General features: G+C 70.6%; 14 protein-coding genes. 5 read left to right on the top strand and 9 right to left on the bottom strand.

What is annotated here, in order from left to right:
* Positions 1-53: 53 nt before the first annotated feature.
* From ACQ5BE_RS04150 to ACQ5BE_RS04160, 3 genes are read right to left on the bottom strand one after another with little or no spacing between them, the layout of a single operon-like run.
* Positions 54-1,040, bottom strand: coding sequence for a Gfo/Idh/MocA family oxidoreductase (locus ACQ5BE_RS04150; RefSeq protein ID WP_413248108.1), 987 nt, complete (start codon positions 1,038-1,040; stop codon positions 54-56).
* Positions 1,040-2,131, bottom strand: coding sequence for a DegT/DnrJ/EryC1/StrS family aminotransferase (locus tag ACQ5BE_RS04155; RefSeq protein WP_430295605.1), 1,092 nt, complete (start codon positions 2,129-2,131; stop codon positions 1,040-1,042). Before ACQ5BE_RS04155 ends, ACQ5BE_RS04150 begins: the two co-directional genes overlap by 1 nt.
* The gene (locus ACQ5BE_RS04160; protein WP_208709351.1) at positions 2,128-2,718 is read right to left on the bottom strand and encodes an acyltransferase; all 591 of its coding nucleotides are present in this window, start codon (positions 2,716-2,718) and stop codon (positions 2,128-2,130) included. Before ACQ5BE_RS04160 ends, ACQ5BE_RS04155 begins: the two co-directional genes overlap by 4 nt.
* A 250-nt stretch (positions 2,719-2,968) precedes the next feature.
* Here ACQ5BE_RS04160 and ACQ5BE_RS04165 point away from each other — a divergent pair, with 250 nt between their 5' ends.
* Complete coding sequence (locus tag ACQ5BE_RS04165) at positions 2,969-7,159, top strand: FtsK/SpoIIIE domain-containing protein (RefSeq protein ID WP_430295606.1); 4,191 nt, start codon at positions 2,969-2,971, stop codon at positions 7,157-7,159.
* On the opposite strand, the gene ACQ5BE_RS04170 is transcribed toward ACQ5BE_RS04165, so the two are convergent.
* On the bottom strand, positions 7,062-7,502 hold the full coding sequence (locus tag ACQ5BE_RS04170) for a hypothetical protein (protein ID WP_430295607.1): 441 nt from the start codon (positions 7,500-7,502) through the stop codon (positions 7,062-7,064). The two genes, ACQ5BE_RS04165 and ACQ5BE_RS04170, sit on opposite strands and share 98 nt — an antisense overlap.
* A gap of 245 nt (positions 7,503-7,747) precedes the next feature.
* On the opposite strand from ACQ5BE_RS04170, the gene ACQ5BE_RS04175 reads away from it, so the two are divergent.
* Complete coding sequence (locus ACQ5BE_RS04175) at positions 7,748-7,996, top strand: WhiB family transcriptional regulator (RefSeq protein ID WP_208709355.1); 249 nt, start codon at positions 7,748-7,750, stop codon at positions 7,994-7,996.
* A gap of 117 nt (positions 7,997-8,113) precedes the next feature.
* Here the strand turns inward: ACQ5BE_RS04175 and ACQ5BE_RS04180 are convergent, their stop codons facing one another.
* From ACQ5BE_RS04180 to ACQ5BE_RS04195, 4 genes are all read right to left on the bottom strand, one after another.
* The gene (locus ACQ5BE_RS04180; RefSeq protein ID WP_430295608.1) at positions 8,114-9,586 is read right to left on the bottom strand and encodes a sensor histidine kinase; all 1,473 of its coding nucleotides are present in this window, start codon (positions 9,584-9,586) and stop codon (positions 8,114-8,116) included.
* Between the two features lie 116 nt (positions 9,587-9,702).
* The gene (locus ACQ5BE_RS04185; RefSeq protein ID WP_430295609.1) at positions 9,703-14,586 is read right to left on the bottom strand and encodes an NAD-glutamate dehydrogenase; all 4,884 of its coding nucleotides are present in this window, start codon (positions 14,584-14,586) and stop codon (positions 9,703-9,705) included.
* A 54-nt stretch (positions 14,587-14,640) separates the two neighbouring features.
* Complete coding sequence (locus ACQ5BE_RS04190) at positions 14,641-15,966, bottom strand: AAA family ATPase (RefSeq protein WP_430295610.1); 1,326 nt, start codon at positions 15,964-15,966, stop codon at positions 14,641-14,643.
* Positions 15,963-16,571, bottom strand: coding sequence for a hypothetical protein (locus ACQ5BE_RS04195; RefSeq protein WP_430295612.1), 609 nt, complete (start codon positions 16,569-16,571; stop codon positions 15,963-15,965). Before ACQ5BE_RS04195 ends, ACQ5BE_RS04190 begins: the two co-directional genes overlap by 4 nt.
* Positions 16,572-16,800: 229 nt before the next feature.
* On the opposite strand from ACQ5BE_RS04195, the gene ACQ5BE_RS04200 reads away from it, so the two are divergent.
* Positions 16,801-17,022 (top strand): helix-turn-helix domain-containing protein, encoded by a 222-nt coding sequence (locus tag ACQ5BE_RS04200; protein WP_208709365.1) that lies wholly within the window; start codon positions 16,801-16,803, stop codon positions 17,020-17,022.
* A 24-nt stretch (positions 17,023-17,046) separates the two neighbouring features.
* On the opposite strand, the gene ACQ5BE_RS04205 is transcribed toward ACQ5BE_RS04200, so the two are convergent.
* On the bottom strand, positions 17,047-17,322 hold the full coding sequence (locus tag ACQ5BE_RS04205) for a hypothetical protein (protein ID WP_430295613.1): 276 nt from the start codon (positions 17,320-17,322) through the stop codon (positions 17,047-17,049).
* 111 nt (positions 17,323-17,433) lie between these two features.
* Here ACQ5BE_RS04205 and ACQ5BE_RS04210 point away from each other — a divergent pair, with 111 nt between their 5' ends.
* Positions 17,434-17,583, top strand: a complete 150-nt coding sequence (locus ACQ5BE_RS04210; RefSeq protein WP_430295615.1) for a hypothetical protein — start codon at positions 17,434-17,436, stop codon at positions 17,581-17,583.
* 165 nt (positions 17,584-17,748) lie between these two features.
* Positions 17,749-18,627, top strand: a complete 879-nt coding sequence (locus tag ACQ5BE_RS04215) for a LysM peptidoglycan-binding domain-containing protein (RefSeq protein ID WP_430295616.1) — start codon at positions 17,749-17,751, stop codon at positions 18,625-18,627.
* Positions 18,628-18,651 lie beyond the last annotated feature (24 nt).

The following is an 18,651-nucleotide window of genomic DNA, read 5'->3' on the forward strand; positions in this document are numbered from 1 at the left end:
TCCCCGGCACACGGAAGGCCGCCGGTTCGGCGGCCTTCCGTGGAGTCAGTGGCTCAGAGCTGGACGACGGCGCCCGACCGGGCCGATTCGAGCAGCGCCTCGGCGACGCGGAGCGTCTCGAGGCCCTCTGTCATCGTGACGACGTCCTTGGAGATCCCCAGGACGGCGTCGCGGAAGGCCTCGTGCTCCATCTTGAGGGGTTCGCGCTTGGCGATGGCGAACCGCGTCGAGGAGCCCTCGGACACGCCGCGGAAGTTCGCGATCGAGTCCCAGTCGGTCTGGAACGTGCCGTTCTCCACGAACGTGAGGTCGGCCGAGACGGTGTCCGCGATGAACGCTCCCCTCTCGCCCAGGACCACCGTGGTGCGCTCCTTGAACGGGGAGAGCCAGTTCACGATGTGGTTGGTGCCGATGCCGCCTTCGAGGTGGCCGATGGCGCTGACCATGTCCTCGTGCTGGCGGCCGGAGCGATGCGTGGTGTTCGCGGCGACCGTCACGTACCGGCTCTGCGCGAGCCAGGCGGTGAGGTCGATGTCGTGCGTCGCGAGATCCTTGACGACGCCGACGTCCGCGATCCGGGCCGGGAAGGGGCCCTGACGGCGCGTCGAGATCTGGTAGACATCCCCGAGGTCGCCGTTCTCGAGGCGCTCCCGGAGGCTCTGCAGAGCCGGGTTGAAACGCTCGATGTGCCCCACCGCGCCGACGAGTCCGCGTTCCTCGAAGGCATCGGCGATCCGCTTGCCCGACGCGGAGTCGTTGGCGATCGGCTTCTCGACGAGGGTGTGCACCCCGGCCTCTGCGAGCTTGAGTGCGACCTCCTCGTGGAGGATGGTGGGGACCGCGGCAACGGCGAGATCGATGCCGGCGTCGATGAGCTGGTCAACCGAGGACAGCAGCGGGAGCGAACCGGCCACGCCGTGCGGGTCGCCGAAGGCGTCGGCGACCGCGACGAGCTCGACGCCGTCGAGCTCGCGGAGCACGCGGGCGTGATGGCGCCCCATCATGCCGAGGCCGATGATGCCTGCGCGGAGCTCAGCCATCACGCACCTGCCTTCGCGACGCTGTTCACTGCCTCGACGATGCGCTCGAAGTCATCCTGGCTCAGCGAGGGGTGGACCGGGAGCGAGACCACCTCGGCCGCGGCCTGCTCCGTCACGGGGAGGTCATCGCTCGTGCGGAACGGGGCAAGGCGGTGGTTCGGGATCGGGTAGTAGACGCCCGAGCCGACGTTGTGCTCCTCGCGGAGGGCCTTGACGAAGCCGTCCCGGTCATCCGCGACGCGGACGGTGTACTGGTGGTACACGTGCTCGTAGCCCTCGGCGACGCGCGGCGTGACGACGCCCTCGATGTTGGCATCGAGGAACGCGGCATTGGCGCGGCGCTGGTCGGTCCAGCCGAGGACCTTCGTCAGCTGAACCCGGCCGATGGCGGCGTGGATGTTCGTCATGCGGTTGTTGAAGCCGACGAGCTCGTTCTCGTACTGCCGTTCCATGCCCTGGTTGCGCAGGAGCCGGAGGCGGCGCTCCACCTCGGCGTCGCCGGTGGAGACCATGCCGCCCTCGCCCGACGTCATGTTCTTGGTCGGGTAGAGGCTGAACATCGCGAACGTGCCGAAGGTGCCGACGCGACGGCCGTTGGCCTTGGCCCCGTGGGCCTGGGCCGCGTCCTCGAACAGGGCGATGCCATGCTTGGCGGCCAGGGCCTCGAAGGCCTCGACGTTGAAGGGGTGCCCGTACAGGTGGACAGGCATGATGCCCTTGGTCCTGTCGGTGATCTTCTCCTCGACGGATGCCGGATCGAGGCAGAAGTGCTCGAGCTCGATGTCGGCGAAGACGGGCGTGGCACCGGTCAGGGCGACCGAGTTGGCTGTCGCGGCAAAGGTGAAGGAGGGCACGATCACTTCGTCGCCGGGACCGATCCCCGCGGCGAGGAGGCCGAGGTGGAGCCCGGACGTTCCGGAGTTGACCGCGACGCTGGCCCGTCCGTCAAGCAGGACGGAGGAGAACTCGTTCTCGAACGCGGCGACTTCGGAGCCCTGGGCAAGCTGCCCCGACGCGAGAACACGGTCAACCGCGTCCCGCTCCTCCTGGCCGATGATGGGTTTGGCGGGGGGAATGAAGTCCTTGCTCATGCGTCAACCTCTCGCAGGGTCTCGTCCTCTTCGATGTATTTCTCTCGCGTGCGCTGGCAGACCCAATGGTCCCCCTCGCGCACCAGCGGCTCTCCGGACTTGCCGACCCAGGCGATCCGGCGTGCGGGGACTCCAGCCACGAGGGCGAAGTCCGGCACGTCCTTGGTCACGACGGCGCCCGCCGCCACGGTGGCCCAGCGGCCGATGGTCGCCGGTGCGATGCACACGGCCCGGGCGCCGATGGACGCTCCTTCGCGGATGGTCACGCCGACCGGCTCCCAGTCGTGTGCGCTCTTGAGCGATCCGTCCGGGTTCACCGACCGTGGGTAGGTGTCGTTCGTGAGGACGACAGCGGGTCCGATGAACACGCCGTCGTCCAGCACCGCCGGCTCGTAGACCAGCGCATAGTTCTGGATCTTGACGTTGTTGCCGATCTTCACGCCTGTGCCGACATAGGCCCCGCGTCCGACAATGCAGTTCTCCCCGAGGACAGCGTCCTCGCGGACCTGCGCCAGATGCCAGATCTTCGTCCCCTCGCCAATGCGGGCAGCATCGGAGACATCGGCCCCCGGGGCTACTGTGACCATGACTGATGTCCTTCCAAACGAGCTCCAAGGGTGTGGCCAAGGTTCAGTATATGCGCGGGTCGGAGGCCTTCCCGACCCGATGAACCGCCGCGACGCGTGCCCCGGCACCGCGCGAGACCGTGGAATTGCGCGCCGAGAAGCGTCCTTCAGCGCGTTGTCCACAAGCGCGCCCTTGCGCTGGAATGCCTGCTCCCGCGGGGCCTAGCGTGATCTGGGAGGGCCTTGAGTAGGTACGTTTCCTGGGGGGGACATGGAGCTGCACTGCACGCTGGTCGTACCCGATGCCGGTCATCTGCAGTCAGGCCTGGCACGCCGCGACATCGTGGTCCACACTGCCAGGGGGACGTCGGGCAGCGTGATCCAGTCCGAGCTCACGGAACGCTACGGCGTGGGACCGCTCGCCGTCGGAGGCAGCCCCCTGGAGGATCTGGTCGCGGGAGCCGCGCCGCTGTGCAGCGGGGCCGTCCTCCTCCCGCAGTGGTGCGGCGGCTCGGCCGCCGCACCGCCCCTCGCCCTCGTCGTCCGGAGCGGGCCCGCGTCAGGGACTGTGGTTCCCCTTCCCCGCGGGACGTTCAGGATCGGCAGGAGTCCCTCGGGACCCGGACCGTGCATTGCGTTGGCCGATCCTGCACTGTCGCGCGACCACGCCGTCCTCGAGGTGACGGACACAGGTGTCGTGCTCCGCGACGCCGGCAGTGCGAACGGGACGTGGCTCGGTGGCCGCCGCGTGCGTGCCGCGCACCTCGCGGTGGGCGAGGGCTTCAGGATCGGCGCGAGCACCTGCGCGCTTGCATTCAGCTCTGAAGCCCCGCGGATCGATCCCGCGGCCGGTGGTGCGCCCGGCGAGACGCTGACGGTGCCCCAGAACGTTCCGCCGTCCCGGAGGGCCGCGCTGATCGCCATGGCCGTCCTGCCGCTGCTCCTCGGCATCGGGATGGCCCTTGCCACCGGCACGTGGATGTTCCTGGCATTCACCGCCGTCTCTGCGGTGTCGATCCTGTTCCCCCTCGCGGAGGCCCGCTCGGCGCGGCGCGACCTGCAGCGCCGGCTCCGGCGTGCGGTCGACGACGACGCCGACCGGCGCCGCCGCGCCTCACCGGACGCCGGACTGCTCGCGCGTGCCTGGGGAGCCGCTTTCCCGCCAGCCGGTGCAGCAGGGAGTGCCGCTGCGATGACCGGGGTCCCCGCACGGCAGGCTGACGGGAGCCCGCGCGCCGGCGTCCCCGGGTCTCCGCAGTCGGCCCATCTCAGGCTCGGGACGGCTGATGTCCCTGCGGCCGTCGTGGTGTCACCGCCCGGCCCGGCCGCTCCGATCATCCGCGACGCGCCCGTCACAGTGCCGGTGGACAGCGGAATCGCGGTGTCCGGCGCGGCGCGGGAGGCTGCAGGGCTCCTGCGGTTCTTGCTGCTGCAGCTCGCCCTCCTTCCGGCCTTCGCGGGAACTCGCGCGCTGGTGGCGGGCGGCCCGTCGTCCCTCAGGATGACCGCGCGCTTCCTGCCCCGCGTGCGGATCCTCCCGGACAGCGCGGTACCCGACCCAGCGTCCCTTGAGCGCGCGGCAGGCGCGGCACAGCAGGTGGTCGTCGTCGTGCCGGGAGGTCCTGCTTCGGGCACCCCACAGGCTCCGCGCCCGCAGGAGGCGCTCGTGCGCGCCGCTGCGGAGCGCGGATGGCCGCTCATCGGCCCGCCCGACGCCGTCGGGCCCGGCTCCGGGGCCGAGGTCCGCCTCCGGTCCGGTCGGGCCGAACTGGTCAGACTCGGAAAGAGGATCGAGTTCATCCCCGACCTCATGCCGGCGGCGGCCTTCGAGACCGCGGCCCGGAGAGCCGGACTCCGCGGAAGCGACGAGGGCAGCGCAGGCCTGCCCGAGCGATGCGCCCTCGATGACGTGGTGCGCTTGGACGCCGACGGCATCCGCGGCGCGTGGCGGCGCAGCGCATCAGCGCGGGGTCTGGCTGTCATCCTGGGCATGTCGGCCTCCGGCCCCCTCGCGTTCGACCTGGTCGCCGACGGGCCGCACCTCCTCATCGCCGGAACCACCGGCTCCGGGAAGTCCGAGCTCCTGCGAAGCCTCATCGCCGGGGCCGCGTCGGCCCACCCGCCCGACCGGCTGACCTTCCTGTTCGTCGACTTCAAGGGCGGATCGGGGCTGGAGCCGCTCGCGGGCCTCCCGCACTGCGTCGGCCTGGTCACGGACCTCGCCGCGGGCGACGTGGACCGCACGCTCGCGTCACTGCGTGCCGAGCTCGTCCGACGCGAGAGGATGCTCGCCTCCGTGGGCGCCGCCGATCTGGACGACTTCGCACGCCAGGGGGCCGCGGCCCTCCCCCGCCTCGTGCTCGTTGTGGACGAGTTCCGCGTGCTCGTCGACGAGGCGCCTGCGGCGCTGGCCGAGCTCATGCGGATCGCGACCGTGGGGCGTTCCCTCGGCATGCATCTGGTCATGGCAACCCAGCGCCCCCAGGGCTCCGTGTCGAGCGACATCCGGGCAAACGTCACCTCCAGCATCGCCCTCCGCATGCAGGACGACATCGAATCCTCGAACGTCGTGGGCAGTCCCGTGGCCGCGCGGATTCCCGTGGGCCTGCCCGGCCGGGCCTACCTGGCGGTCGGAACCGGACCGCCCGTCGAATTCCAGGCCGCGTCTCTGGGAATAGGTGCGATCAGGCGCCTCCGGCCCCGCATCACCGTCGTGCCCGCCGAGCAGTGGGCAGCCCGTCCCGCCGCAGATGGACCGGGGGCGCTGCCCCTGTCCCCCGCGGACGCCGCCGCGCCTCTGGTCCGGACGGCTGCCGACCTGTGGCGCAACTGCGGCGGGGGCTCGGTGCGGCGCCCTGTGGCGGCTCCACTGCCCGACCGGGTCGAGCTGCCCCGGCTGGCCGGTGAGGCCGGCACGTCAATCGCGGACCGAGGCGGCGACGCGGCAGATCCCGCGTCCTCGGCCGGTCAGGGCATCGTCCGCCTCGGTATCGTCGACCTTCCGCACGAGCAGCTCACCCGCGAACTGGCCTGGGATCCCGCGCATCAGGGCCATCTGGCCCTCTGCGGACCGCCTGCCGCCGGGACAGCCCGCACTCTGGAATCGGTCGCCGCGCAGCTGGCCGGGTCGGCAGTGGAACGCCACCTGTATGTGCTCGACGCCGATGGGACACTGGACTTCCTCCGGGACCATCCCCGCGTCGGCGCGCACGTCGACCTCGCCGACCTCGTCAGGGCCGCGCGGGTGATCGGGCGGCTGTGCGAGGAATCCACCGCCCGGCTCCACGCCGACCCACACGCGCGCATTCCGCTCGTGCTGGTCATGAGCGGGTGGGGCAGCTGGATCTCGGCACTTCGCCAGAGCCCGCACGCGGGGGCGGAGGAAGCGCTCGCGGACATCGTCCGGGACGGGCCTCCCGCCGGCATCACGCTTGTTGCGGCCGGGGAGAGGGAGCTCGTGTCGTCGCGGGCCTTTGCTGGGATGCGGGCGCGCGTCTTCTTCCCGTGCGGCGCCCCGGAGGAGGCCCGCCTCGCGTGGCCGCGGCTCCCGGCCATGCTCCCCGTGCCCGGGCGGGGCGCAGCGCACGGGGCGCTGGCAGGACCCACGCCACTCGTTCTGCAGTGCTACGCCGCTCCGGACCCAGCCCGCGCCGCCGCAGGGACTGCTTCCTCCCGCGCCCAACGCAGAGGTTCGCGGCCGTTCCGGATCGAGCCGCTCCCAGCCGTCGCCGATGCCGCCGCGATTGCCGCCTCTGGGGCAGAATCAGCCAACGGTGGCACGACGTCCGGACCCGGGCCGCGCCTCAGCCTCGCCATAGGGCTCGCAGGCGACGAACCGCAGCCGCTCCGCCTCAGGCTCGGGCCTGGCGACGTGCTGCTGGTCCTGGGCAGGCCCGAGTCGGGCAGGTCATCGCTGCTGCGGGCACTGGAGGTGATGAACCCGAAGGTCTGGTTCGTTGGCCTCCGTGCCGGGCTGCGAGGCCACGACTGGGAGGGGCTTCTTGCCGAACTGGAGGGCCCACTGCTGAGCGAGGCCCACACCAGGCGCCTGCCAGTCGTCCTGGCCGATGACGCGGACATCCTGGGCCCCCAGGAGAACCAGCTGCTCGCCCAGCTGGTCGAGGCCGGGGCTGCCGTCGTGGCGACCGCCGGCTACGGTGCGGGCCTCTACGCGCGCTGCCCGATCGCGCTCCAGACCCGGTCCGGTGGCATGGGAATCCTCATTGGCCCGCGCGGTCCCGCCGACGGCGACGCTTTCGGCGTGCGCGTCGACGCTCTGCGGCCCTCCCCAGCAGGACGGGCAGTTGCGATTGTCGAGGGGCGTCCGATCGAGGTCCAGCTGGGATTCTCCGCAGAAGGCGACGTCACGGCTCGGGATGCTGGCGGCCGCTCCGGAGGGTCGCCGCAAGCACTCGCCGCTCGAAGAGGAGAAGGATGGCGGCAGCGGCCGGGACGAGGATGAGGAACCCGTAGGCTGGGTAGCCACCGGTGAGGGTCGGCACGCCGATTGTCAGCGCAAAGAGCTGCGCGACGAGCGCACCCGCACGCGTCCACCGGAACCCGCGCCAGAGGAAGAGGGCCACAGCGCCGAGCCAGATGCTGAACAGCAGCAGGAGCACCATCGTGAACGCCGCACCGGCCGGAGACGTGGCTGCCTGCCCCGCGGCAAGCCACACCGCATAGAGGACTCCGAAGGCGAGGAGCGCCACTGCCTCGAGAGCGATGATGAGGACGAGGACGGCCAAGGTCCAGGGCCGTGCTCCGGGAGCATCGGCGGCGCTCGGCTTATCGGGGTGGCTGGGCACATGCGAACCTTACCGGACGCGCTCGCCACCTCCGTATCCGTCCAGCCCGGCCTCGCCGGGCGGTGTGACGGATACCTCCCGCTTCCGAGCGGATTAGTGGGTCAGGACCCTTGTTTACACACAGTTAACGTGACAACCTTAACGGAGTTGACCGCGGGGCCCCCAAAGGCCCCTTTGCTTTGAGAGCACTCGTGAATCTTTTCACAAAGTGCCGATACCCCCGAGAAACGGAGTTGCACTTCCCCATGGACTGGCGTGATCGCGCGGCCTGCCTCGACAAGGATCCTGAACTGTTCTTCCCAGTCGGGAACACGGGGCCGGCCCTCCTGCAGATCGAAGAGGCCAAGAGCGTCTGCCGCCGGTGCCAGGTCATCGACACGTGCCTCCAGTGGGCTCTCGAGTCTGGCCAGGACGCCGGCGTCTGGGGCGGCATGAGCGAGGACGAACGCCGCGCACTCAAGCGCCGCGCCGCCCGCGCCCGCCGCGCCTCCTAGGACGCGTGCCAGGACCGCCTGGCGCACCCTGAACCCTCTGCCCGGGACAGCATCGCTGTCCCGGGCAGCTCTGTCTCGCCCTCAGTCCCGTCTCGCGGGCAGTGGCGCCGGCGCAGGCTAGTGACGGGAGGGACGCAGCACGATCCGGACGCACGTCCCGCCGCCGTCCCGCTCGCTCCACTCAATCGTGCCGCCGAGTTCACTCGTCACCAGCGTCCGCACAATCTGGAGGCCCAGGCCCTCATGGCGGTCGGACGCGGCGGGGAGCCCCACGCCGTCGTCCTCCACCGTGACCTCGAGCATGGCCGTCCCCGTCGGATCCTGGTACCGGGCGGCGGTGAGCCACACCGTCCCCGACCGGTCGGCGAGCCCGTGCTCGACCGCGTTCGTGACAAGCTCGTTGATCACGAGGGCAAGAGGGGTCGCGAAGTCGCTGGGCAGCTCCCCGAACTCCCCGCGCCGCTCGGTGGCCACGTGCTGGCCCTCGGTCGCGACCTCGACGGAGAGCCTGAACTGGCGGGCGATGAGCTCGTCGAAGTCGACCGTCTGGGTCAGGCCCTGGGAGAGGGTCTCGTGCACGAGGGCGATCGTTGCCACGCGCCGCATCGCCTGCTCGAGGCCCTGGCGCGCCTCGTCGCTCTTCATCCGCCGGGACTGCATGCGCAGGAGCGCGGCCACCGTCTGGAGGTTGTTCTTCACGCGATGGTGGATCTCCCGGATCGTGGCATCCTTCGTGACCAGCTCCATCTCGCGGCGCCTGAGCTCCGACACGTCGCGGCACAGCACGAGGGCGCCGAACCGCTCGTGCTCGTCCCGCAGCGGGATCGCCCGCAGCGACAGGCTCACGCCGCGCGACTCGATCTCGCTGCGCCACGGCATCCGGCCCGTCACGACGAGCGGGAGGGTCTCGTCGACGAGCCTGCGGTCCTTGAGCAGGCCCGTGGTCATCTCGGCCAGCGACCGGCCCTCGAGGGACTCGATCCCGCCGAGCCTCCGAAAGGCCGACACGCCGTTCGGGCTCGCGTACTGGACGATGCCGTCCGCATCGAGGCGGATGAGCCCGTCGCCGACGCGGGGAGCGCCCCGGCGGGAGCCGGTGGGCGATGCGAAGTCGGGCCACAGCCCGAGCGTCCCCATCCGGAGCAGGTCGTAGGCGCACTGCCTGTAGGTCAGCTCGAGCCGGCTCGGCATGCGCGAGCTGGAGAGGTCCATATGGGAGGTCACGACGGCGAGCGTGCGCCCGTTGCGGACGAACGGCACGGCCTCGACGCGCAGCGCCATCTCGGAGTTGAAGCTCGTCTCATGGCTGCGCTCGATGGTCTGGCTCGCCCAGGCCTTGTCCACGAGCGGCTTGAGGTCCGACCGGATCCGCTCCCCCACGAAGTCGCTGTGGAAGACGGTGTGGGTCGTGGACGGACGCACGTGGGCCAGCGCGACGTACCCGTCCTCAGGATGAGGGAACCACAGGGCCAGGTCCGCGAACGCAAGGTCGGCGATGAGCTGCCAGTCGCCGACGAGGAGGTGGAGCCATTCGGCATCCCCGGGGCCGAACTCGGCATGTTCCCTGATGGGGTCCGTGAAGATGGCCACCTGCACCGCCTGTCGTGGATGCCCGGCCGGGCCGGGGTTTCGTCGTCGTGGGACTGGCGGTGAGCACGCGAAGGCCGCGGCGGCAGGAGCCGCCGCGGCCTCATGCACCGTGCCGCCTAATGGCGCACGATCGACCGCAGCAGCCTCAATGCTACCGAGAGCGAGGCCATGTCGTCGCTCTCGAGGGCGTTGACCTCCGCGAACATCGCCGCCGCGCGATCGAGCTGCTCCCGATTCGCTTTCTCCCAGACGGCGAGCCGGGCGTCCGGGGCTGCCGAATCGGGTGCGGCGTCCATGACCGAACGCGTGAAGTCAGCGACCGTGGCATAGAGGTCGTCCCGCAGCGCCGCCCTGGCCAGCGCCTGCCAGCGGTCCCGACGCGGAAGCGCCGTGATCCGCTCGAGCAGGTCGTCGACCCGGAACCGGTCGAACACCGTGTAGTAGACGGCCGCGACCTGCTCCACGGGCGATCCAGTCGACTGGGCGATGCGCGCCACGTCGAGCAGCGCAAAGCTCTCGAAGAGCTCCGCCCAACGCTTCGCCAGCTCCTCGGGCAGGCCCCACGACCGGCCCCGCTCGAGCCAGGACATCACGCGGGCGGCGTCCTGGCCGCGGAGGTAGTCGAGCAGCCGGGCGCGCAGCGTGGCCAGCGGCGGCCCGTACTGCCCGACCACTTCGGCGATGGTCTTGCCCGCGGTGCCCTGGTGCAGGAGCCAGCGCACCGCACGGTCGAGGAGGCGCCGGATGTCGAGGTGGACCATCGTCCAGTGCTCGGTCGGGAACGAGGCCGGCATAGCGTTGACGGCGTCCGTGAGCTCGTCGAGCCGGTACACCTCGCGCAGCGCGACGAATGCCTTGGCGACCGCGGCCGGCGTCGCGCTCGTCTCCTCGATGGTGCGGAAGGCGAAGGTGATCCCGCCGAGGTTGATCATGTCGTTCGCCACGGCGGTGGCGATGATCTCCCGGCGTAGCGGGTGGCTGTCGAGCTCCTCGTCGAAGCGCTCGCCGATCTCGCTCGGGAAGTACTTCCGCAGCGTGTCCCGGAACCAGGGGTCATCTGCAAGGTCGGATTCACGCAGTGCTTCGGTGAGTTCGATCTTCGCGTAGGCCGCGAGCACCGACAGCTCCGGCGACGTGAGCCCCTGGCCCTGCTCGACGCGCTTCTGGAGCTCCCCGGTGCTCGGGAGCGCCTCGAGGTCGCGCTTGAGGTCGGCCTCCTTCTCGAGCCAGTCCATGAGGCGCTCGAAGCTGGGGCTCCATTCGACGACCTTGGCCCGGTCGTTCACCAGAAGGATGTTCTGGTCGATGTTGTCCGCGAGCACGAGCCGCGCGACCTCGCCGGTCATCGAGGCCAGGAAGTCGGTGCGTTCGGAGGCCTGGAGCTTGCCTGCGGCAACCATGCGGTCCACGAAGATCTTGATGTTGACCTCGTGGTCGGACGTGTCGACGCCGGCCGAGTTGTCCATCGCATCCGTATTGAGGATGACGCCCTGGAGGGCCGCCTCGATGCGTCCGCGCTGGGTGAAGCCGAGGTTGCCGCCCTCCCCCACCACCTTGACCCGCAGGTCGCGGCCGTCGACGCGGATGGCGTCATTGGCCTTGTCGCCGACCTCGGCGTTCGTCTCGGTGCTCGCCTTCACGTACGTGCCGATGCCGCCGTTGTAGAAGAGGTCCACCGGTGCGAGCAGCACGGCCTTGAGCATCTCCGCCACGCTCAGCTGCGTGGTGCCCTCGGGCAGGCCGAGCGCGGTCCGCACCTCCTCGGAGACCGGGATCCACTTCGCCGAGCGCGGGTACACACCGCCGCCTGCGCTGATGAGGTCGCGATCGTAGTCGTCCCAGGACGAGCGCGGAAGCTCGAAGAGGCGACGCCGTTCGGCGTAGGAGGGCGCGGCGTCGGGCGTGGGATCGAGGAAGATGTGGCGGTGGTCGAACGCCGCCACAAGGCGGATGTGCTCCGACAGGAGCATCCCGTTGCCGAAGACGTCGCCGGACATGTCGCCCACGCCCACGACCGTGAAGTCCTCGGTCTGCGTGTCGTGGTCGAGCTCGCTGAAGTGCCGCTTCACCGACTCCCACGCGCCTCGGGCCGTGATGCCCATGGCCTTGTGGTCGTAGCCGACCGATCCGCCCGAGGCGAAGGCATCGCCGAGCCAGAACCCGTACTCCGCCGAGAGCCCGTTGGCGATGTCGGAGAACGTCGCGGTGCCCTTGTCGGCGGCGACCACCAGGTACGAGTCGTCATCGTCGTGGCGCACGACGCCGGCGGGCGGCACCACCTGTTCCCCCGCCTCGGTCGTCACCCGGTTGTCGGTGATGTCCAGGAGGCCGCGGATGAACGTCTTGTAGCTCTCGACCCCCTCGGCGAGCCATGCCGCGCGATCGGCGGCCGGGTCTGGGAGCCGCTTCGCGAAGAATCCGCCCTTGGCTCCCGTGGGCACGATCACGGCGTTCTTCACCACCTGCGCCTTCACGAGGCCCAGGATCTCGGTGCGGAAGTCCTCGCGCCGGTCGGACCAGCGCAGGCCCCCGCGGGCGACCTTGCCGAAGCGCAGGTGCACGCCCTCGACCCTCGGCGAGTACACCCAGATCTCGTACGCGGGCTTCGGCGAGGGCAGGCCCTCGATCTGCGACGGGCGCAGCTTGAGGCTGAGGTAGTTCCTGCCGAGGTAGAAGTTGGTGCGCAGGGTCGCCTCGATGAGGTTGATGAACGTGCGCAGGAGGCGGTCGGCGTCGAGCGTGGGGACCTTCTCGAGCTCTGCCATGAGCTCGGCGGTGACCTGGGCCGTCACCTGCTCCCTCTCCTCGTCCGGGACCTGCGGATCGAAGCGGGCCTCGAAGTACGCCACGAGGCGGCGCGTGACCTCGGCGTTGTTCAGGAGCGTGTCCGCGATGAACCCGAGCGAGTTCGTGTTGCCGGTCTGGCGCATGTACTTGGCGTAGGCCCTCAGGACGATGACCTGGCGCGACCTGAGTCCTTCGCGCAGGACGAGGCGATCGAGCCCGTCCGACTCGGTCTCCCCGGCGAGCGCCGCGCCGAAGGCGTCGGCGAGCAGCTTCCCCGTGGCGAGCGGGTCGACGCCGGCCGGGTACTTGAGGCCGAGGTCGTACAGGAAGAACTCCCGCTCGTCGCCGGTCGTGATCTCGAAGGGTCGCTCGTCGAGCACCTCGAGGCCGAGGTTGTGGAAGTACGGGAGGATCTGGCTCAGGCTCTTGGGCTCGAAGAGGTAGAGCTTGACGCGCGCGTCCTCCTCGAGCGACTCGCCGGCTCCCTGGGGGAGGTACACGTGCACGGCAGGACGCTCGGGAGCCTCCTCCCCTTCCGCGCTCTCCGCCTCGAGGGCCGCCTGCTCCGCCGCGTAGGCCTCGAACCGCGTGAGGTCGTCGAGGGCGTCCTCGATGCTGTAGTCGATGCGGTAGGACTGCGGGAACGCCTCGCTCCACACGGCGGCCAGATGCTCGGCCTGCTCGAGGGGCCGGTTCTCGTGGAGCACCTGGGCGATCCCTTCGCTCCAGGACCTGGTGGCGGTGACGAGGCGCTGCTCGAGGGCGGCCGTGTCGATCGAGCGCAGGTCCACCCCGCCGCCCTCCGCACTCTTGGGGAGCCGGATGCGGAAGTAGAGCCGCGCGAGGGCCGAGTCGCTCATGTGGGAGTCATAGTCGATCGAGGACGAGTGGAACTCCCTCTCGAGCTCCTGCTCGATTCGACGTCGCACCGCGGTGTTGTAGCGGTCCTTCGGGAGGTAGACGACGGCGTTCATGAAGCGCCCGTAGATGTCGGGGCGGAGGAAGAGCCGTGTGCGTCGGCGCTCCTGGAGGCGCTGGATGCGGGTCACCGTGTCCAGCAGGGTGTCCACATCGATCTGGAACAGCTCGTCACGGGGATAGGTCTCGAGGATCGCGAGCAGGTCCTTGCCGGAGTGGGAGTCGGCCGGGAAGCCCGACCGGCGCATGACCTCGTCGATCTTGTCCTTGACGATCGGGACCGTCCGGGCGGACTGGGTGTAGGCACTCGAGGCGAAGAGCCCGATGAAGCGCCGCTCGCCGTCGACCCGGCCCTGGGCGTCGAAGCGCTTGATGCCGATGTAGTCGAGGTAGGCGGGACGGTGGACCGTGCTGCGCGAGTTGGCCTTCGTGATGACGAGGGCGCGCCGTTCGCGCGCATGCTCCTGGCCCTCGGCCGTGAGGTGCTGGAGCGCGTGCGCGCCGTCCCCGCGGAGCAGCCCGAGCCCGCTGCCCTCGACGAGCTCGAGGACGTCTTCGCCGTCGGCCGTCGTGAGGTCGTACTCCCGGTAGCCGAGGAAGGTGAAGTTGCCTTCCTCGAGCCACCGGAGGAGTTCCTGGGTGGGGACGAGGTCGGGGATGTCCTCGGCGCCGGCGACCGTTCCGAGGCCGTCGGCGATCTCGAGGGCCTTGGTCCGCATGGGATTCCAGTCCTCGACGGCGGCCCTGACGTCCCCGAGCACCCGCTGGATGCCTTCGATCAGCTCCGGCTTCTGCGACGCGGAGGCCCGGTTCGTCTCGATCGCGATCCAGGACTCGATGTGCGTGGCGTTGTCTCCGTCCGCGATGAGGGCGGACAGCAGGGGCATGGTCGCCGTGTCGCCGCTGGTCATGCCCCACTGGGCGGGGACGCGGTCGACGGCGACGATCCCGTCGTCGCTGCGGCGGCGGGTCACGACGAACATGGGGTGCACGACGAGGTGGATGGGCGCGTGCTGGCGCACGAGCTCCGCGGTGACGGAGTCGACCAGGAACGGCATGTCATCGGTGACGATGTAGACGATGCTCCGGCCGCCTTCATCGACGATGGCGACGTTGGCGGTGCCCACGACCCGCCCCTCGGCGACCTTCCAGTGCTCTCGTGCCCGCTCCTGCAGCGTCTCCGACGGGTACGCCTGCTGGTCTTCCTCGGCCAGATGCTCGTAGTACTCGGCGAGGAACCGCGATTCCTGCTCGGCGGACGGGAAGGGGGTCTGCTGGGCAGTACCGGTCGACACGGGGCTCGCCTCCACTGGACAGGGCTGCCACTTCGCAGCGCTCTGACGACGAGCCTAGCGCGGGGCCTCTACGCCTGCTTTGGTATCACGTCTAGCGAAACGGCGTTTTTGCTGGACAGGTGCACACACTAGCTCGGCGATGGCCTTCCGCAGACCCGAATCGGGAGCCGATTCGAGGAGCACCGAGCCGCCAAGCAGCGCCGCGTCCGCCGCAGCGCCGTCGAACGGGATCATGGCGGCCACGGGCACGCCCGGGCCGAAGCGCTCCCACGCCTCGCGCAGCGCGCGCTCGGGGAACCGACCGATCGAGGACTGCCTGACCTTGTTGAAGACGACCGTGGGGCTCGCGCTCGGGACGGCCCGCTCCAGCTCAGAGATGGCCCGCACGAGGCGGGGCATGCCCACGGCGTCGGCTGCGCCCACGGCGAAGACCCGGTCGGCAAGCTCGAGCGAGCGCAGGGTTGCCGCGTTCCGGCGAGGCGCCATGGTGTCGAAGCTGAGCTCCTCGTCTGCCTCCAGGCAGAAGGACACGTCCACGACCACCGCGTCGGCGACCTCGCGGCACCTCCCGATCACGTCGCCGAAGGCTGCCGCACGCAGCTCCGGCCACCGATCCGCGCGGGTGAGGCCGGTGAGGACGCGCAGCGTCCCGCCGCCGATGACAACACGAGTCGCAATGCGCTCGAGCGCCTGGCGGTCCAGGAGTCCCTGGTCGGCGAGCCTGCAGGCCTGTGCGAGGCCGGCGGAATCGTCGAGGAGCCCGAGCGCGGGAGCGACAGAGGCTCCGTAGGTGTCGGCGTCGACCAGCACGACGGCGCGCCCGTCCGCGGCGAGCTCGGCGGCACAGTTCACGGCGACCGTCGTCCGACCGGGCGACCCGATGGGCCCCCACACGGCGATCACCTCGCCCAGACGCTCGGGGTCGCCGTCGTCCCCGTCGTCCCCGCCGGAGCCGTCCGAGGCGTCCGTGGCAGGTTCGGCGAGCGGCCGGGCACCGGCGACCGCGAAGGACGACAGCGACACCCGGTCCTGCGCCACCTGCTCCACCGCGCGCCCGATGAGCCGCGCGAGCTCGGGCGCTGGGACGGACTCCGGCGCTGCGAACAGGCCGAGCGCGGAGAGCCTGGCCCGCTCGGCGTCGTCATCGGTGAGGCCGAGCAGGGCGACACCGACTGCGGCGAGCCGGTCTGCGAGTGTCGCGGTGATGTCCTGGGTGCCGCCGGCCACGACGGCGGCCCGGGCGAGACCGGTCTGGCAGGCGGCGATGAGCTCGGAGAGCTCGCCGCAGCGCCTCACCACCGTAACCGGCCCGTGGAGCCGCTCGAGCGACCCAACGAGCTCGGCCTGGCCGGCGCCGATGGTGACCACGGGAATGCTCATCGCGTCCCGCCCGCGGGATTCCACACGAGCGAGACCTTCGCCTCGTTGGCCTGGGCGCCGAGGAGCTTGGGCAGTCGGGCGTCGTCGACCAGCACCAGCACGCGCGTCTCGCGGCTTCCGCCGAGCGTCGAGCTGGCGGCCTCGCGGTGCGCGATCTCGGCGCCCGGAACCAGGAGCACCGGTTCCGCGAAGCCGTTGCGCCCATCGGGAAGAGCGACCCAGACGTCGACCCGGGTCCCCGGCAGGGCTTCCGCGGGCAGCGAATCCCCCGCGCTGACAGAGACGGGCTTGCGGTCCACTGCACGCGGCTCCCCGAGGCTCGACGCCGGGACGAGATCACCCTTCGCGACGCGCTGCAGCGCGACACGGCCCTCGGGAGGCGCGCCTGCGCGGAGGTATCGGCCTTCGGCGTCCCCCAGCCTGACGTCGACCTGCTCGAGCAGAGTCGCGTCGACCGGCTGTCCGACGGAGATGTCCTCCTTCGCGGAGTAGACCGGGACGGTCGCATCCGCGGCGTCGACGAGCGCGACGACTCCGGCGGTCGACGCCAGGACGAGGAGCAGGCCCACCAGGAGCCGTGGATCCTTCCACGAGGGCCGCGACATCCTCGCTCCGGGTGGGTTGGCGGCTGGGCTCCTCGAGCCTGAAGGCGTTGTGGTGATGGCAGCGGACATCGAGATCCCCCCTCGAACGCGGGCCGCACCCCGGCCCCCCGGCGACATTGTGTCCGGCAGGCGGCGGTCCGCCCAAGTCACACCACGCCAAAGTGGGTCAAACTGTGGATAACTCCACCAATGAGTGTCGAACCAGTCCATGCGGTGGCAGAATGTGACCATGCCTCGTTTCCTGACGCTCGCGGATGTGTGCGAACAGCTCCAGATCAGCTCGGCGCAGGCCTACGCGCTCGTGCGCAGCGGCGAGCTCAAGGCGATCCAGGTCGGCGGTCGCGGACAGTGGCGGGTCGAGGACGTCAAGCTGGAGGAGTACATCCAGGCCAGCTATGCGAAGGCCGAGAAGATGCTCGCCGAGAACCGTCGCTCGCACAGCGCGGGCTGACCGGACGTTCGCCGCGCCAGCCGCTCAGCCGCCGGACCGCACCGCCAGAAGCGCCGCGAACGGTATCAGCAGGGTGCGCGGCTGCCACTCGTCAGGCGCCTCCGCGCCGTCGGCGCGCGTGACCTCGAGGTAGTCCCCGCCGACGACGTCGATCCTGCCGGTGACCGTACAGGGATCCGTCCTGCCCACGTCCACCATGCAGCCCACCACCGCGCGGTCGCGCGCGAGCGCACGCAGCCCCGAGGACAGCGAGAGGGACCGGCGTACGGCTGACTCCTCCCGCGCGGCTCGGCGTCCCATGCCCGCGACTGTGGCGACCGCGTGTGCCGGGATCAACAGGCTCCGCGGTGGATCCTCCAGGACGAACCACGTGTCCGCGATCTGGCTGACCGTTCCCCGGCACCTCGTCCCATGGCGCAGGAGGACCTCGACCGGCCGCCCCGCACCAGCCCGCAGCCTGTCTGCCAGGAGCACCGCAGACTGCTCGGCGCGCACTCGCTCCGCGACCTCTGCCTCCAGATCGAGGTGCCCCGCCGCAGCCATCTGCGCTTCGAGGTCTGAAAAGAGGGCATCCCATCGCATGCGTCAACCCTAGGGAACGCACCCCTCGCTAAGCAATCGCGCTCATCTTCTGCCATCGCTGGACAAATCGTTCTCTGCATGGTCAAACTGTGTCTAACAGCATCAAACTGCATCTAATGACCAAGCGCATATCTGGGGGATGACATGGAGAACACGCAGCGTCAGCAGGTCATGGCCGACGCACTGACCACCGCGGCAGTACTGGTCCTGGCGGCGGTGCTCGTCGTCGCAGGCACGATGCTTGCGGGCAGTCTCGCGCCGGGCGCCTCCGGTGACTGGCTGCGGATCGCCCCGGGCGCGTTCGACGGCGGCACGCTCCCGGGCTTCGACGTCCTCCTCGGGCTCCTCGCGAGCGTGGCCGGGCTCGCGGTGGTGACCTGGTGGCTGCTCTCCATGGGCTTGGCCGTCACGGCGGCCCTGCTGGCTGCCGCCGGCGCGCCGCGCGCGTCGAGGATCACTGGGGCCTTCGCACCGGCCTTCATGCGCAGGCTTGCCCTTGCCGTCCTCGGCCTCAGCCTTGCGGCCGCGCCTGCCGCGCATGCGGACACACTTCCCGATCCGACATGGCAGCCGTCGGTCTCGGTTCCGGCGACGCTCGCTGCCACACCGCCCGCGTCCGCGGCCGCCGGCGCCGGCACTCCAGCAGCACAGTCTCCAGCAGCACAGAACCCAGCAGCAGAGACAGCACCTGCCGAGGCGGCACCGGCGGAGACGACAGCCGCCGAATCCGCCCCCGAGCCGACGCCGCTCCCGCAGCCCGGCTGGACACCGTCCGCTCCCCTGGCCCCGACGGGCCTGCTCGTCCAGCAGCCCGCCCGGGGAGCAGGGGCCACGGGGACACCGACTGTCGAGGTCCGCCCCGGCGATACCCTCTGGTCGATTGTGGCAAGGCACCTCGGGCCGGGTGCCACGGAACTCGACATCGCTGCCGCCTGGCCCGACTGGTACGCGGCCAACAGGGGTGCGATCGGGGACAGCCCGCATCTCATCCTGCCGGGCCAGCTCCTCACCGCACCCCGCTGAGACTCCCCGACTCCGACGCCCCGG

The sequence above is a fragment of the Sinomonas sp. B1-1 genome, assembly GCF_050474465.1.
GTDB classification, from domain to species: domain Bacteria; phylum Actinomycetota; class Actinomycetes; order Actinomycetales; family Micrococcaceae; genus Sinomonas; species Sinomonas flava.

Coding starts and splice junctions, on each gene's coding strand:
- ACQ5BE_RS04150 (WP_413248108.1), bottom strand. CDS start 1,040: ATGGCTGAGCTCCGCGCAGGCATCATCGGCCTCGGCATGATGGGGCGC.
- ACQ5BE_RS04155 (WP_430295605.1), bottom strand. CDS start 2,131: ATGAGCAAGGACTTCATTCCCCCCGCCAAACCCATCATCGGCCAGGAG.
- ACQ5BE_RS04160 (WP_208709351.1), bottom strand. CDS start 2,718: ATGGTCACAGTAGCCCCGGGGGCCGATGTCTCCGATGCTGCCCGCATT.
- ACQ5BE_RS04165 (WP_430295606.1), top strand. CDS start 2,969: ATGGAGCTGCACTGCACGCTGGTCGTACCCGATGCCGGTCATCTGCAG.
- ACQ5BE_RS04175 (WP_208709355.1), top strand. CDS start 7,748: ATGGACTGGCGTGATCGCGCGGCCTGCCTCGACAAGGATCCTGAACTG.
- ACQ5BE_RS04190 (WP_430295610.1), bottom strand. CDS start 15,966: ATGAGCATTCCCGTGGTCACCATCGGCGCCGGCCAGGCCGAGCTCGTT.
- ACQ5BE_RS04195 (WP_430295612.1), bottom strand. CDS start 16,571: ATGTCGCGGCCCTCGTGGAAGGATCCACGGCTCCTGGTGGGCCTGCTC.
- ACQ5BE_RS04200 (WP_208709365.1), top strand. CDS start 16,801: ATGCCTCGTTTCCTGACGCTCGCGGATGTGTGCGAACAGCTCCAGATC.
- ACQ5BE_RS04205 (WP_430295613.1), bottom strand. CDS start 17,322: ATGGGACGCCGAGCCGCGCGGGAGGAGTCAGCCGTACGCCGGTCCCTC.
- ACQ5BE_RS04210 (WP_430295615.1), top strand. CDS start 17,434: ATGGCGCAGGAGGACCTCGACCGGCCGCCCCGCACCAGCCCGCAGCCT.
- ACQ5BE_RS04215 (WP_430295616.1), top strand. CDS start 17,749: ATGGAGAACACGCAGCGTCAGCAGGTCATGGCCGACGCACTGACCACC.